This is a genomic window from Aquimarina aquimarini (assembly GCF_900299535.1).
Classification (GTDB): Bacteria; Bacteroidota; Bacteroidia; order Flavobacteriales; family Flavobacteriaceae; genus Aquimarina; species Aquimarina aquimarini.
This window is the reverse complement of sequence record NZ_OMKE01000010.1, coordinates 273,151-288,585: the sequence shown is the minus strand read 5'-3', so window position 1 is coordinate 288,585 and position 15,435 is coordinate 273,151. Positions and strand designations below refer to the sequence as shown.

The window sequence follows — 15,435 nt, the reverse complement described above, 5'->3', positions numbered from 1 at the left end:
AATAAATATGGTTAAACCACAGAAAAAAAAGAAGTTTTAAGTTGCTAGTTTACAATGTTTTATGTATTATACTGCATATTATGATTTTACTCTGGATATTCTATTCTAAGATGATAGATATTTGTTAATTTACGTTTAAATACTTTTTTGATTTGCTGTATTTCTTTAAAAGTGATATTAGCATTCAGGAACTGATTATCTTCCATCTGTTTTGTTATTATCTTTTCTACAAAAGTATCTATAAGGCTACTAGTAGGGTTTTTAAGACTTTTTGAGGCAGCTTCTACACTATCACTCATCATCAAGATAGCAGTTTCTTTAGAAAAAGGCCTAGGACCAGGATATTGAAAATCTTCTATATTTACATTTTCGTTACTTTCTTTCTCTTTTGCATAAAAGTAATATACTGTACTTGTACCGTGATGCGTTCTTATAAAATCAATAACACGATCTGGCAAGTTATATTTTTTGGCAATTTCTACCCCTCTTATAACATGGTCGATAATAATTTTGGCGCTTTCTTTTGGTGATAATACATCATGTGCATTACCTGATGCAGATTGATTCTCTGTATAATAAGTTGGATTTATCATTTTACCTATATCATGATACAATGCTCCTACTCTTACTAGCATGGCATTAGCTCCTATCTCATTGGCTGCTGCTTCTGCTATATTAGCAACATTAAGTGAATGATGAAATGTTCCTGGGGCTTTGTTAGACAGTTCTTTGAGTAATATAGAGTTAGTATCACTGAGCTCTAATAAAGAAACATCAGAAATAAGTCCAAAAATCTTCTCATAGGCATAGATTAATGGATGTACAATCAGAGTTGCAAATCCACTAATTACAAATAAAACTATTGTCACCCAATCTACATTGGCAATACTTCCTTCATGAATCACATGAAAAGCAATATATGCCAAAATATAAATCAATGTAATTTGTCCTACAGAAATAAATAAATTAGCTCTTTTAAAAGATTCTGAAATAGTAAGTATGGTTACAATTCCGGTAATAATTTGCAAAAATGTATACTCATAACTATTAGGAACCACAAAACCTAATATCAATACAGTAATGACATGCGTAAATAATCCTAACCTAGAATCAAAAAATGCCTTAAGAATCAAAGGTAAAATACATAGGGGAACTACATATATATAATCTGATGTGTAGGTAACCACCAATGTAGTGATCAATACCATAAAAAGAACATTAAAAAATATAAATGTTACCTGTGTATTATTATCATAAATATCAGGCCTATACTTTCTTATAAATAACAAAAGCATCATAAGTGCTAGCGAGACCAGAAGACAATACCCTAATACTATCCAATAAAAATTCTTGTCACTCCATACCTGCGATTCATATTCTGCTTTTAATGAGGTTAATATTTGTAACTTATCTCCTTCTACAACTTCTCCTTTTGCAATGATCCTACTACCCCTAGAAACCCCTCCTCTAGTAGTCAGTACTTTTTCTAATTCAATCTCTAAAGTACTTTCTGTTAATTTCTGATTAAGCCTTACATTAGGTTTTATCAAATCATAAAACAGCGCCACAAAATCACTTTTGAACTTAACATATTCACTTTTGTCAATTCGCGAATTAATGATTCGGGTCAACATAACAGGAGTTAAAATCTGACTATAAGTAATTGCCTCTGCCGTATTTCCTTTATTTAAAAAAATCTGCCTTTGATCATTATATGAATAGGTTTCTTGTAAAATCCCATGTCTATATATATCATTGAGTAATATTCTACCAAAAAGTTTAGCCTGATCTCTAGAACTACTTTGATTTAAGGTTTTGAGATAATTTGCAAAAGATTTATCATATGATTCCTTTGCTGTATTTGCTATTACAGTATCATATTCAAAATAAGGAATTACATTATCATTGATTCGCTTTTTTTCTGCTTCTATTTCTGTTTCAGTCTTTGCTATTGCAAAGTCAAATGGGGCATACAGGTTTTCATATTGCCAAGGTTTTCCTTTTGCAAACTCATATTTGAATATCCCCCCTTTAGGAAATAAGTATACGATAAGTATTGCAGTACATATAAAAAGAAAAATCCTGTATATCAAGGATTGTTTTTTATATAATTTATTTAAAAAGCTATTCATGATTCAAAATTTAAGAACGCTTACAGTCTTTCAACTTTCTTTTTATCTCCTATCTATAATCTTTAAAGAATATAGATGTTCAGATTCCTTATCTATCCATCTTATAAGCATGATTCTATAAATGAATTCAAAAGTAATAAAAATAAGTCAGTACAATACGAGTACTCTTGTTAGTAACTTCCCTATGCATATCCCTTAAAAAATCATTAAATTCGCAAAATAACAATACACACATTTTTTTTAAAATATAGATCATGAGTAAAGAAGTAGTAATTGTATCTGCAGCGCGTACACCAATCGGAAGTTTTATGGGAAGTCTTTCTACTGTTCCAGCGATTCAACTAGGTGCGACTGCAATCAAAGGTGCATTAGATAAAATAAATTTAGACCCTTCTCTTGTTCAAGAGGTATTTATGGGTAATGTTGTACAAGCAGGAAATGGGCAGGCTCCTGCTCGACAAGCAGCATTAGCAGCAGGAATTAATGACAATGTACCTTGTACTACTGTAAATAAAGTATGTGCCAGTGGTATGAAAGCTGTTATGCATGCTGCACAAGCAATTGCTTTGGGTGATGCTGATATCGTGGTAGCTGGAGGAATGGAAAACATGAGTTTAATTCCTCATTATGTAAGGTTGAGATCTGGACACAAATTTGGGTCACAGACATTAGAGGATGGTATGCAAAAAGATGGTTTGGTAGATGCCTATGACCAAAATGCAATGGGAGTTTGCGCAGATTTATGTGCTACCGAACATAATTTTAGTAGAGAAGATCAAGATGCATTTGCTATTCAATCATATGAGCGTTCAACAAAAGCATGGTCTGATGGTAAGTTTACTAATGAAGTAGTTCCTGTTGCGGTTCCGCAACGTCGAGGAGAACCTGTATTAGTCACAGAAGATGAGGAATACAAGAATGTAAAAATGGAAAAAATACCTGCTTTACGCCCTGCTTTTTCTAAGGAAGGTACTGTAACTGCTGCAAACGCTTCTACTATTAATGATGGGGCTGGTGCCGTAGTGGTAATGAGTGCAGAAAAAGCTGCCGAACTAGGATTACAGCCTCTTGTAAAAATAAAAAGTTATGCTGATGCTGCACAAGAACCTAAATGGTTTACTACGGCTCCTGCAAAAGCATTGCCAAAAGCCATAGAAAAAGCTGGAATATCTCTTGACGATGTTGACTTTTTTGAATTTAATGAAGCATTCTCTGTAGTAGGATTAGCGAATCTAAAAATTCTAGGGCTAACTGATGCTAATACCAATGTAAATGGTGGTGCTGTTTCTCTAGGTCATCCATTAGGATGCTCAGGAGTTCGAATTTTAATCACATTGATCAATGTATTAGAACAAAATAATGCAAAAATAGGAGCTGCCGCAATATGTAATGGTGGTGGTGGTGCATCTGCTATGGTAATAGAGCGTGTATAATCATTTTTTTTAATCTGGTTTTTTATAATTAAAATTATTACATGCAATACGGTATTTGTAATCTGAGTATTGTTCCATTACGCTTTGAACCACAAGATCCTAGTGAAATGGTTTCACAAGTGTTATATGGTGAACATTTCAAAATATTAGAACAGCGCAAAAAATGGAGTAAAATTCGTTTGGCTTTTGATCTTTATGAAGGATGGATCGATAATAAACAATATATAGAGATCAATAAAGAGACTTATGATAATTTTAATAAAATGTCTATGTCTTTAGTGGGTGATATGGTAGATTTTGTAAGTTGTGAAGATAACCAACTTATGCCTATCCCATTAGGTGCTTCTTTGCAGGCATTAGATTTTTTTAATCATCAATACGAAGGAACCAAGATTACAGAAAGACAAGCTAAAAAACATCTTATTGATACCGCTTTTCTGTTTCTTAATGCTCCTTATTTATGGGGTGGAAAAACAAATTTTGGTATTGATTGTAGTGGTTTTACTCAAATGGTTTATAAACTAAATGGGTATCAGTTACAACGAGATGCATCTCAACAAGCTACACAAGGAGAACCTTTGAGTTTTATAGAAGAAAGTGAACCTGGTGATCTTGCCTTTTTTGATAATGAAGAAGGTGCAATCACCCATGTAGGGATCATGATGAAAGATAACTATATTATCCATGCGCATGGTAAAGTGCGCGTGGATCGTATAGATCATACAGGAATCTATAATGTAGAGAAACGAACTCATACTCATAAACTAAGAGTAATTAAACGTATTATTTAATTTTCCTATTATGAATTCTGAAAACCTTATCATCAAAAAAGTAAATCTTAATGATAATAAGGTATTATTAAATATCGGCCGTCAAACATTTTATGATGCGTTTGGTCCTCCTCATAATATAGAGAAAAATATTAATGACTACTTAGATCAAAATTTTACACTTGATAATATTACTCAGGAACTTCAAAATCCTGAATCCGAATTTTATTTCGTTCTATTTGACAATGAAATAGCTGGATACCTAAAAATAAATACGGGCGATGCACAAACCGAATCTGTAGAAGGCATTACTCTTGAGATAGAACGGATTTATGTCTTAAAACAATATCAAGGTAAAAAAATAGGCCAGGTATTATTTGAAAAAGCAGTGCAGATAGCTAATTCAAAATCAATAAAGATACTCTGGTTGGGTGTATGGGATAAAAATACTGGAGCTATCAAATTTTATGAAAGAAATGGCTTTAAAACTTTTGATTTACACCAATTCATATTAGGTACAGATATTCAGACAGATATCATGATGAAACTTACCTTATAATTTTTTTTATGATTTTAATAACATAAATACAATATAAATTATTTACTTTTGAAACGATCATTTCATAATTGATATGCCAAAAGAAGAAACGTTTAATAGAATTGCTGTCTTACAAAAAGCTACTGAAGTATTCCATAAAAAAGGATATAATGGTACTTCTATGCAAGATTTGGTAGACGCTACATCATTAAACAGATCAAGTATTTATAATTCTTTTGGTAGTAAATTGACCATGTTTTTAGATGTTCTTTCTTATTATCAATCTACTTATAATGATAGTTTCAGTAAAAAATTAGCAAAAGCTTATAATGCCTCAGAAGCTATACAAAACATTTTTGACCTGCACATGCATGAAATTATTAATGACAATGATCGTAAAGGATGTATGGTAGTAAATTGTAAATCTGAAATGGCAAATCAAGAACCCTCTATCAAGTCTTTTATGGAAAAAAATCAAGATAGAGCGATAGCCATGCTTGAAGATATTGTATATAAAGGACAAATGGAAAAGATCTTTAACCAAGAGCAGACTGCTGGTCAATATGCTTTATACTTATTCTCCTCTGTGCAGGGATTAAGAATGACTGGAATACTAAATAAAAATGAAGAAGACCTAAAAAACTTGATCAAAACAATACTAAAAGTACTTTATTAATTTTTTTTACCTCTATTTGAAACGATTGTTTCAAATAGAACATTTATAAACATAATTAAAACAACAGAATGAAAAAATTACAAAACAAAGTGGCCGTTATTACAGGAGCTAATAGCGGAATAGGATTAGCAACAGCAAAGCTATATTTACAAGAAGGCGCCAAAGTAGTACTTTCTGGTAGACGTCAAGAAGCACTTGATGAAGTTGCTGAAAAACTAGAAGGTGATTTTATTACCATAAAAGCAGATGTATCAATAGCCGAAGATAATAAAAGACTAATCAAAGAAGCAACAGATACATTTGGCAAAATAGACGTTCTTTTCTTAAATGCTGGCATTGCACCAGTTACACCTACTCATGAGATAACAGAAGAACACTATGATACTTTATTCAATACCAACGTAAAAGGGCCAATATTAGCCACAAAAGAAGCCTTACCTCATATAAATGATGGAGGGTCAATTTTATTTACAAATTCTATTGTTACTCAAAAAGGGTTTGACGGTCTCGGCGTATACTCTGCTACCAAAGGAGCATTACGTGCGTATCAAAGGGTATTAACCTCTGAAGTAAAATCTAGAAAAATAAGAGTAAACTCAATTGCTCCTGGTCCTATAGAAACTCCTATATATAGTAAAATGGGATTACCAGAAGATGTAGTAGAAGAAATGGGAAAAGGATTCGCACAGCAAGTACCATTAGCACGCTTCGGAACCTCTGAAGAAATAGCTAAATCAGCCTTATTTCTAGTATCAGATGATGCTTCTTATATCAACGGTGTTGAACTGGAAATCGACGGTGGATTGAGCCAAATTTAAATACAAAATAAATTTCATATTTAATTCCACTTCATTCCATAATAGGTTTGATAATCTTTGTGTTTATTAATAGATACAAGGGTTATCAAACCTTATTTTATTTAACACCATCATACTATTGCTTTAATTTTATTTGCATAACAAATTGATTATTTGTACATTATAAAATAATAAATACGAAAAGACCTACAAAACCACGAGTCTTTAAATACTATTTTATAGACATATCCCATCTGGTCATATATATTATCTAACGTAGTAGTACTTACTATGCAGAAAACTAATGGGATGAATAGACTAGAATTAAGCAAAAAACTCTTCCAAAATAAGATCTTAGCTAAAATTTATACAGCTAATTCTTATTACTTTTCTAAGTATTCTGAAAATTATACAATTAACATTCTACACAAAAAAAAGCTCAATATACATGTATTACCTTATATACAATTGGTTACAAATCTTATTATAAGAGTGATTCCAACTAAAACGATCTTATTAATTACCACCCTACCCATTAGTACAAGAATTATGGTATTCTTTTCTATCCCCTCCTTAATAAGACACTTTTTTTTCCTCAATAAGAGAATCAATGTATAAACCATGTTATCTTATAATATTACTAAGTTTTATTTTACAGATATGGTTTTGTGTATAATTTATAAACCAAAAAACAATAGAATGAAAAGATTACACAACAAAGTAGCCGTTATTACAGGAGCTAATAGCGGAATCGGATTAGCAACAGCAAAATTATACTTGCAAGAAGGCGCCAAAGTGGTACTATCAGGAAGACGTAAAGAAGCATTGGATGAAGTTGCAAAAACCCTAACAGGAGATTTTATTATAGTTACCGCAGATGTGGGCAAAGCCGAAGATAATAAAAAGCTAATTGAGGAGGCAATACACAAATATGGTAAAATAGATATTCTATTTCTTAATGCTGGTGTAGTCTTACACCCTACTCAAACTTGTGAAATTACCGAAGAACATTATGATGAAATTTTTAATATTAATGTAAAAGGGCCCATTTTGGCTATAAAAGAAGCACTTCCTCACATCAATGACCAAGGATCCATCTTATTTAATAACTCTGTAGTAACACAACGTGCTTTTGATGGTCTAGGTATATATTCTGCTACCAAAGGTGCATTGCGTGCTTATCAGAGAGTATTAGTATCTGAAGTAAAAGACAGAAAAATACGTGTAAACTCAATTGCTCCAGGCCCAATTACTACTCCTATTTTTGGAAAAATGGGACTTCCCAAAGACGTTTCTGAAGAAATGGGAAAAGGATTTGCCAAACGTGTCCCATTAGGACGTTTCGGAACCTCTGAAGAAGTTGCTAAATCAGCATTATTTCTTGCCTCAGATGATGCTTCATACATTAATGGTGTAGAATTAGAAGTCGATGGTGGAATGAGCCAGATATAGCAACCCAAAAAAATAGTTACTATCAAAATCTCATAACGTAGAAAACCTAACAGGTATCTATTCTTTTGTCCCTAATATGTGAGCCTGTAAGGTTTTTTTATTGTAAAATAACCTTTTTAGATTTAGTTAAATTGTTACCCTCTCCAGAATACAAGTAATATATTTTGATAAAAATTTGTAATTCGTATTTGCATAAGCCCTGCCCTACTTAATCAATCAATGAAACACCATTAAGGTCAGTTGTAAGAACGTCACTCATATAATCAAAAAAAGGTCTTAGTAATTCGTAATGAAAAATAACCTTGTCTAAAAAGTTAGGAGAAAAAACTTCTTTATCACTAAATTTATGAGTCACAATAAATGATTTATTTTTTATTAAATCAATGCTCTTGTGATCTTTACTAAACCCTTTTGGGGCCGTTTTTACTTGATTTGAAGAGTCAAAGCTACCAAAAGCTTTTTTAAAATCTTTATTAGATAATATCTCTCTAATCTCTTCATCATCCATTTCAAACTCTTTCCTGATACGCAATAAATCTGCTGATTCAGGACTAAAAAAGCCTCCTGCCATCAATGAATTCTCTGGTTCTAAGCGTAAATAATATCCTCCTCTTCTATGTGCTCCTGCTCTACTGAAACTTACACTACGATGTACATTATATGGTGTTTTATTTTTACTAAAACGAATATCCCGATTAATTCTAAAAACTTTGGTCTTTTCTATTTCATCTTTTTCATTTAATCGCTCTACCACAGAAGCATAAAATTTTTTTAAGTCTTTTTCATTACTTTGATATCTTTTTTTATGTTCAGTCATCCAATCTCTATGATTGTTTTCTTTCAGGTCTTTCAAAAAGTCAAATGCATCCTTTGGTATTGTACTCATAAATTTTAGTTTGATCCTAAAAATAATAAAATCAATCTGCTCAAACTGGATTTGTTCAAAATTTAATAAATAATTACAAAAAAACAGGAAACAACTCTTGCCTCCTGTCTTTATCATGTAGTGTTATTAAGTATTCTTAAAACTGATCCAATAAATAATTTATCAAATCTGTAGTTGTTACAATACCAACTAATACATTATTATCTATAACTGGTAATGCATGAAATTCTTTCTTGGCTAGTATTTCTGCAACTTCTTTGATTGTAGTATTAGAGTTTACACTCACTAGGTTTTTTGCCATTACCTGCTCTATAGTAAACATTTCATAAACAACAGTATCAACATCTTTTTCATCTATATCTACTGCATCTGCAAAACTTATACGAAGTAAATCAGTATAACTCAACATACCAATAATAGTCTCTCCACTCACCACAGGAATATGACGAATATTATGTTCTTTGAATAACATTTCTGCTGTTTCTAAGCCATTAGTATGATTTAGAGTTATTACATCAGAAGTCATAATTTTGGAAACAGGTGTTCTTTTTTTCATTATATTAGGTTTAAATTCTTTACTAAAGATACCCCCAAGTTTCTTTACTAATTATGACAAATATCAGTTAATGTATATTAGTTTTTTAAGCAATTACACTCCTACTTATAACCGTTTTATCTTCCTTTGTATGTCCATTATTTCTTCATTTGTATTTTTGTAATTTTATCAGATATATACAGTATTTTTGCAATGTTAATATGTAAAAAGACATTTTATAGAGATTGAACATCTTTTTATTGATATGTAGATGTTCAATACATGTTCACTATAAAAATTTAACGAAAGTTTAGAAAAGAATCTTAATTCAAACCTTATAATGTTATTATTGTTTTAAAAATGTAAGGAATTACGAGTAAAAAAGACTTTTATATTCTTTATTCTATATATTTACTAGAGTTTTCAAATAAATTGAAATGACTAAAGAAAGAGACGAGATTATTGCCAAAATTGAAGAGCAAAAAAAGAATCCTAATCTTAAGCTAAAGCTCAAAGAAAGGACGGAGTATTTTACCAATTTACTTTTTTATACTTTGTTTGATACAGATACCGAAGTAGCTGCAAATATTGATATTCTTGAAAAAACCTTTGAAGAGCTTGTAGATTTGGCTTGTTGGGAGACTGAAAACCCTTGCAATAAACTCTGGCAGTCTTATCTAGATAAATTACCTGGCATCTTAGAAAAACTAAATCTGGATGCAAAGGCTTTTCTACAAAGTGATCCTGCTGCTAATTCTATTGAGGAAGTATATATGGCATATCCAGGGTTTTATGCGATAGCAATTTATAGATTAAGCCATGAATTGCTAAAAATTGGATTACCAATGATTCCTCGATTAATGACAGAGTATTCTCATCGATTAACTGGTACAGATATTAATCCTGGAGCAGAAATAGGAAATTCTTTCTTTATAGATCATGCTACGGGTATTGTTATTGGAGAAACAGTAATTATAAAGGATAACGTAAAAATATATCAAGGGGTAACACTAGGAGGATTGTATGTAGATAGAAAACTGCGCAATGTAAAACGTCATCCAACTGTAGAAAACAATGTTACCATTTATGCAAATGCAACCATATTAGGAGGAAGTACTGTAATTGGTGCTAATAGCACCATCGGTGGTAACACTTGGATTACTTCATCTGTTCCTGATAACTCTATCATCTCAAACACTGCAGAAATAAAAATAAAAAAAGTAGTTTAATGACTCACAACATCTTAGATCTAATAGGAAATACTCCTCTGGTAAAGGCTTCTTCTCTAATCAAAAACCCTAATATTACATTATTTTTAAAATTAGAAGGACATAATCCTGGAGGAAGTGTTAAGGATAGAGCTGCTTATAACATGATTAAATCTGCATTAGATCGTAGAGATATAGATCAAAATAGTAAACTTATAGAGGCTACTAGTGGTAACACAGGAATTGCCCTTGCTATGATTGCTGGTATTTTTAAATTAAATATTGAGTTGGTCATGCCAGAAAACTCTACCAAGGAACGAGTACAGACAATGCGTGCTTTTGGAGCCAAAGTAACACTTACTCCTGCTGATGTTGGTATTGAGGGGTCTAGAGATTATGCTGAAGCCAAAGTAACTAATGAAGGATATGTGATGCTTAATCAATTTGCCAATGAGGATAATTGGCGGGCACATTATAAAACCACTGGACCAGAAATCTGGAAAGATACGCAACAAAAAATCACTCATTTTGTATCTTCTATGGGAACAACAGGTACTATTATAGGTACATCTACCTACCTCAAAGAGCAATCAAAAGAGGTTCAAATTGTAGGAGTACAACCTACTGATGAATCCAAAATACCTGGCATACGTAAATGGCCAAAAGAATATTTACCTAAAATCTTTAACCCCGATAAGGTTGATCAAGTTATAGAGGTAAGTCAAGAAGAGGCTACTACTATGGCAAAACGTCTGGCAATAGAAGAAGGCATTTTCTGTGGTATGAGTAGTGGTGGTGCTGTTGCTGCAGCATTAAAACTCGCAAAAAACCTCGAAAACGGTGTTCTTGTTGCTATTATTTGTGATCGAGGAGATCGATATTTGAGTTCTGATTTATTTGAGTAAAATAGAAATCTAGTTTACCCCTGTATCATTTCCTGCGTAGTTACACTTTTAAAGAAACCTTGTCAAGTTGTCTTAGCTTTTTAAGTTAATTTCACTCAAATTTCTAATTCTATTTCGTTCTAAGAAGTCATCAATCGTTTCAAAATGTTCAATTACTCTTTTTTCCTTGAATTCAAATACTTTTTGAGATAACCCTTGCAAGAAATCTCTATCATGAGAAACCAATATCAGAGTGCCATCAAAAGCTAATAGGGCTTCTTTGAGCACATCTTTTGATTTTAAATCCAAATGATTAGTAGGTTCATCTAGAATCAAGACATTTACAGGTTCTAATAGTAACTTTACCATTGCTAGTCTGGTTTTTTCTCCACCAGAAAGCACACTTACCTTTTTATCAATATCATCACCTCCAAACATAAATTGCCCCAAAATATTTTTAATCTGTGTTCTTACATCACCCGTTGCAACTTCATCTACTGTCTGAAAAATAGTAAGATTAGGATCTAATAAAGATGCTTGATTTTGAGCAAAGTACCCCACATTGGCATTATGTCCCAATTCACAACTTCCTTCATATTCTATTTCTCCCATAATTGCCTTTATCATTGTAGATTTCCCTTCTCCATTACGCCCAACAAATGATACTTTTTCTCCTCTTGCAATCGACATATTAGCTTCTTTAAAAACAATATGATCTCCATATTGTTTTGATAAATCCTTGGCAATTACAGGATAATCTCCTGATCGAATCGAAGCAGGAAATCTTAGCTTTAATGATGAATTATCAATCTCATCAATCTCGATGATTTCTAACTTCTCTAACATTCTTTCGCGAGAATTCACCTGATTAGTCTTAGAATAAGTGCCTTTAAACCGTTCTATAAAAGTTCTGGTATCTGCTATAAATTTTTGCTGTTCTTGGTATGCTTTGATCTGATGCAATCTCCTATCTTCTCTTAATTGTAAGTAGTGTGAATAATTTGCCTTATAATCATATATTCTTCCCATTGTTACCTCAATAGTACGATTGGTAATGGTATCAATAAAAGTTTTATCATGAGAAATTACAATTACAGCCTTTGCTTTGTTTATCAAGAAATCTTCTAACCATACTACAGATTCAATATCTATGTGATTGGTAGGCTCATCCAAAAGAATCAAATCTGGTTTTTGTAGCAAAATTTTAGCAAGCTCTATTCGCATTCTCCACCCACCACTAAACTCACTGGTTGATCTGGTAAAATCTTCTCTTTTAAACCCTAATCCTATTAGTGCCTTTTCTACCTCTGCATCATAATTAATCTCTTCTATGGTATAAAATTTTTCACCTATGTCTGTCACTTTTTCTATAATAGACATATACTCTTTAGATTCATAATCTGTACGAGTTTCTAGTTCTTTATTAAGACGATCCATTTCTTGTTTCATCTCAAAAATATGTCCAAATGCTTTTGATGCTTCTTCAAAAACTGTACAATCATCCTCTGTTAAAAGATGTTGTGGTAAATATGCTATCACAGCTTCTTTAGGATATCTTATGTTCCCTTTTGTTGCTTTTTGAACACCTGCAATGATCTTCATCATAGTAGATTTTCCCGCTCCATTTTTCCCCATTAAAGCAATTTTATCATTCTCATTGATAACAAAAGAAATATTGCTAAATAAGGTTTCTCCACTGAATTCTACTGTTACTCCGTCTACAGAGATCATATCTTTTATTTTTAAAGTGCTACAAAACTAAAAAAAAGGAATTCACACCAAAGAAAATCACACCATAAAACCATACTATTTTTTATAATTAATACTACCTTTCTTTAGAGTACTACTTAAGAGTAAATTATTATTTTTAAAAAACAGCTATAGATTTATATAATAATAGATGTAATATCATTTTTAAAGAAAATAAAACGACTGTAGACATATACATTTTACCAAGCTATTTTCTTTTCTTTGTATCATGCCAGATCAAAAACAACTCTTAGACACATTAAAAGAATATTTTGGATATGATAGTTTTCGCCCATTACAGCAAGACATAATATCCTCTATATTTTCAGGAAATGATAATCTCGTTATTATGCCAACGGGAGGAGGTAAATCTATTTGTTACCAATTACCAGCATTACTTTTACCAGGGGTAACTCTAGTTATCTCTCCTCTAATCGCTTTAATGAAGGATCAGGTAGATGGGCTAATCGCAAATGGAATCAAAGCTGCATTCATCAATAGCAGTCAAACTGAAAGTGAACAACAACAGATTTATCAAAAGGTGTCTAATAAAGAGATCAAACTGTTATATACAGCCCCAGAAAGCTTATCTTTTATAGATACTATTCTTGCACAAATAGAAATTAGCTTAATTGCCATAGATGAGGCACATTGTATATCGGCATGGGGTCATGATTTTAGACCTGCATATACGCAATTAGGATATCTTAAAAACAAATTCCCTAAAACTCCTGTAATTGCATTAACAGCAACCGCAGACAAAGCAACTCGTAAGGATATTTGTGACCAATTAAATATTAATAATGCCAAGCAACATCTTGCTTCTTTTGATCGTAAAAACCTTAGTCTAGAAGTACGCCCTGGAAACAAAAGAATAGAACAAATCATCAATTTTCTTGATGATAAACCAAACGATAGTGGAATTATATATTGTTTAAGTAGAAAAACCACAGAAACCCTCGCTGATAAGCTAAAAAGTCAAGGATATAATGCTGAGGCGTATCACGCAGGCATAGATCACCAAAAGAGAGCTGAGGTTCAGGATGGGTTTATAAATGATACAGTACAAATTGTTTGTGCTACAATTGCCTTCGGGATGGGGATTGACAAATCCAATGTACGCTGGGTCATTCATTATAATCTTCCTAAAAATATAGAAGGGTACTATCAAGAAATCGGCCGTGCTGGTAGAGATAACCTCCCTTCTTCTACCCTGCTATTTCATAGCTATGCAGATGTGGTGCAATTACAAAAATTTGCCAATATGTCTGGTAATCAAGAGGTACAATTGGCAAAGCTTGATCGCATGAAACAGTATGCAGACTCTTTGAGTTGTAGGCGTAAGATTTTGCTTAGTTATTTTGGAGAACTTGTAGAAAAAGATTGTGGCAATTGTGATGTATGTAAAAACCCACCAACTTTTATAGATGGAACTATTATTGCTCAAAAAGTATTATCTACAGTAGCTCGTATCAAAGAGCAAGAACCTATTGGTACTGTAATCGATATACTACGCGGAGCTAAAAATGCTGCAGTATACGATAAGCAGTATCAAAATGTAAAAACCTACGGAATTGGTAATGATATTGCATGGAGAGATTGGCAACAATATATTATTCAATTAATCAATCAAGGATATCTGGAAATTGCTTTTCATCAAAACAATAAATTGAAACTTACCGCTCTTTCAAAAAAAGTACTATTTGAAAAAGAAAAAGTAAAAGTAGCGCATTTACAAGAATTTGAAAAAGCAAATCAAAATATAAATAACAAATCTATTGATAAGGGAACTGCTCCTAATTTGTTTGAAAAATTAAGATTATTACGATTAGAACTATCCAAAGAAGCTGGGATACCTGCCTATCAAGTTTTTAATGATGCTACACTGAAAGAAATGGAAAAGTTTCGTCCAATGAATGACGAAGAGTTTATGCGTATCAATGGTGTTGGTAGGCAAAAAATGCAAAATTACGGATATCAATTTATCAAGGCAATCATTGATTTCTCTGCTGAGAAAACGAAAAAAACGAAAAAAAAGAGTACAAAAAAAGGAAATACTCACTTAGAAACTCTAACCTTATATAAGCAAGGATTATCACTAGAAGAAATTGCCATAGAGCGCAAACTCGCTCAATCAACTATATTTTCTCATATTATGAAATTGTATGAAGGTGGAGAGGATATTGATCTGCAAAATTTTGTTGATAAAGAAGATATAAAAACAATCAAACAGGCTAAAGAAAAGTTAGATAGCCCTAGTGCTCTAAAACCATATTTTGATCATTTTGAAGGAGCTATTGATTATAATACCATTCGATTAGCACTGACTATTCTTGAAAAAAGTGAACAAACATAATCATAAAAATAGTATACAT

Annotated in this window: 13 protein-coding genes; 9 read left to right on the top strand and 4 right to left on the bottom strand. The window is 32.0% G+C overall.

The window, feature by feature from the left end; genetic code table 11:
* Positions 1 to 86: 86 nt before the first annotated feature.
* Entirely contained in the window at positions 87 to 2,132 is a 2,046-nt protein-coding gene (locus DG508_RS06500; protein WP_108867349.1) for an HD family phosphohydrolase, read from the bottom strand.
* Between the two features lie 254 nt (positions 2,133 to 2,386).
* On the opposite strand from DG508_RS06500, the gene DG508_RS06495 reads away from it, so the two are divergent.
* The 6 genes from DG508_RS06495 (at position 2,387) to DG508_RS06470 (ending at position 7,798) form a co-directional block, all read left to right on the top strand.
* Positions 2,387 to 3,565, top strand: coding sequence for an acetyl-CoA C-acyltransferase (locus DG508_RS06495; protein ID WP_108867348.1), 1,179 nt, complete (start codon positions 2,387 to 2,389; stop codon positions 3,563 to 3,565).
* Positions 3,566 to 3,606: 41 nt separating this feature from the next.
* The gene (locus DG508_RS06490; RefSeq protein WP_108867347.1) at positions 3,607 to 4,356 is read left to right on the top strand and encodes a C40 family peptidase; all 750 of its coding nucleotides are present in this window, start codon (positions 3,607 to 3,609) and stop codon (positions 4,354 to 4,356) included.
* Between the two features lie 10 nt (positions 4,357 to 4,366).
* Positions 4,367 to 4,894, top strand: a complete 528-nt coding sequence (locus DG508_RS06485; protein WP_108867346.1) for a GNAT family N-acetyltransferase — start codon at positions 4,367 to 4,369, stop codon at positions 4,892 to 4,894.
* Between the two features lie 73 nt (positions 4,895 to 4,967).
* Positions 4,968 to 5,549 (top strand): TetR/AcrR family transcriptional regulator, encoded by a 582-nt coding sequence (locus DG508_RS06480; protein WP_108867345.1) that lies wholly within the window; start codon positions 4,968 to 4,970, stop codon positions 5,547 to 5,549.
* Positions 5,550 to 5,617: 68 nt separating this feature from the next.
* Entirely contained in the window at positions 5,618 to 6,367 is a 750-nt protein-coding gene (locus DG508_RS06475) for an SDR family NAD(P)-dependent oxidoreductase (protein WP_108867344.1), read from the top strand.
* A gap of 678 nt (positions 6,368 to 7,045) precedes the next feature.
* Positions 7,046 to 7,798, top strand: a complete 753-nt coding sequence (locus DG508_RS06470) for an SDR family NAD(P)-dependent oxidoreductase (protein WP_103863999.1) — start codon at positions 7,046 to 7,048, stop codon at positions 7,796 to 7,798.
* 208 nt (positions 7,799 to 8,006) lie between these two features.
* Here DG508_RS06470 and DG508_RS06465 read toward each other — a convergent pair whose 3' ends face one another.
* Positions 8,007 to 8,684, bottom strand: coding sequence for a DUF2461 domain-containing protein (locus DG508_RS06465; protein WP_108867376.1), 678 nt, complete (start codon positions 8,682 to 8,684; stop codon positions 8,007 to 8,009).
* Positions 8,685 to 8,820: 136 nt separating this feature from the next.
* Positions 8,821 to 9,240, bottom strand: coding sequence for a CBS domain-containing protein (locus DG508_RS06460; RefSeq protein WP_108867343.1), 420 nt, complete (start codon positions 9,238 to 9,240; stop codon positions 8,821 to 8,823).
* Between the two features lie 416 nt (positions 9,241 to 9,656).
* Here DG508_RS06460 and epsC point away from each other — a divergent pair, with 416 nt between their 5' ends.
* Both epsC and cysM read left to right on the top strand, forming a co-directional pair.
* Positions 9,657 to 10,448, top strand: coding sequence for a serine O-acetyltransferase EpsC (gene epsC, locus DG508_RS06455; protein WP_108867342.1), 792 nt, complete (start codon positions 9,657 to 9,659; stop codon positions 10,446 to 10,448).
* Positions 10,448 to 11,332 carry a cysteine synthase CysM gene (cysM, locus tag DG508_RS06450; RefSeq protein ID WP_108867341.1) on the top strand — a complete coding sequence of 295 codons (885 nt, stop codon included), beginning with the start codon at positions 10,448 to 10,450 and terminating at the stop codon, positions 11,330 to 11,332. Before epsC ends, cysM begins: the two co-directional genes overlap by 1 nt.
* Before the next feature lie 72 nt (positions 11,333 to 11,404).
* Here the strand turns inward: cysM and DG508_RS06445 are convergent, their stop codons facing one another.
* Positions 11,405 to 13,042, bottom strand: a complete 1,638-nt coding sequence (locus DG508_RS06445) for an ABC-F family ATP-binding cassette domain-containing protein (protein WP_108867340.1) — start codon at positions 13,040 to 13,042, stop codon at positions 11,405 to 11,407.
* A 247-nt stretch (positions 13,043 to 13,289) separates the two neighbouring features.
* Here DG508_RS06445 and recQ point away from each other — a divergent pair, with 247 nt between their 5' ends.
* Positions 13,290 to 15,416 carry a DNA helicase RecQ gene (gene recQ / locus DG508_RS06440; RefSeq protein WP_108867339.1) on the top strand — a complete coding sequence of 709 codons (2,127 nt, stop codon included), beginning with the start codon at positions 13,290 to 13,292 and terminating at the stop codon, positions 15,414 to 15,416.
* Positions 15,417 to 15,435: the final 19 nt, after the last annotated feature.

What these genes read in the sequence shown, in the direction of transcription:
- DG508_RS06495 (WP_108867348.1), top strand. Translation starts at nt 2,387, where the DNA reads ATGAGTAAAGAAGTAGTAATTGTATCTGCAGCGCGTACACCAATCGGA.
- DG508_RS06475 (WP_108867344.1), top strand. Translation starts at nt 5,618, where the DNA reads ATGAAAAAATTACAAAACAAAGTGGCCGTTATTACAGGAGCTAATAGC.
- recQ (WP_108867339.1), top strand. Translation starts at nt 13,290, where the DNA reads ATGCCAGATCAAAAACAACTCTTAGACACATTAAAAGAATATTTTGGA.
- DG508_RS06470 (WP_103863999.1), top strand. Translation starts at nt 7,046, where the DNA reads ATGAAAAGATTACACAACAAAGTAGCCGTTATTACAGGAGCTAATAGC.
- DG508_RS06490 (WP_108867347.1), top strand. Translation starts at nt 3,607, where the DNA reads ATGCAATACGGTATTTGTAATCTGAGTATTGTTCCATTACGCTTTGAA.
- DG508_RS06460 (WP_108867343.1), bottom strand. Translation starts at nt 9,240, where the DNA reads ATGAAAAAAAGAACACCTGTTTCCAAAATTATGACTTCTGATGTAATA.
- cysM (WP_108867341.1), top strand. Translation starts at nt 10,448, where the DNA reads ATGACTCACAACATCTTAGATCTAATAGGAAATACTCCTCTGGTAAAG.
- epsC (WP_108867342.1), top strand. Translation starts at nt 9,657, where the DNA reads ATGACTAAAGAAAGAGACGAGATTATTGCCAAAATTGAAGAGCAAAAA.
- DG508_RS06500 (WP_108867349.1), bottom strand. Translation starts at nt 2,132, where the DNA reads ATGAATAGCTTTTTAAATAAATTATATAAAAAACAATCCTTGATATAC.
- DG508_RS06480 (WP_108867345.1), top strand. Translation starts at nt 4,968, where the DNA reads ATGCCAAAAGAAGAAACGTTTAATAGAATTGCTGTCTTACAAAAAGCT.
- DG508_RS06465 (WP_108867376.1), bottom strand. Translation starts at nt 8,684, where the DNA reads ATGAGTACAATACCAAAGGATGCATTTGACTTTTTGAAAGACCTGAAA.
- DG508_RS06485 (WP_108867346.1), top strand. Translation starts at nt 4,367, where the DNA reads ATGAATTCTGAAAACCTTATCATCAAAAAAGTAAATCTTAATGATAAT.
- DG508_RS06445 (WP_108867340.1), bottom strand. Translation starts at nt 13,042, where the DNA reads ATGATCTCTGTAGACGGAGTAACAGTAGAATTCAGTGGAGAAACCTTA.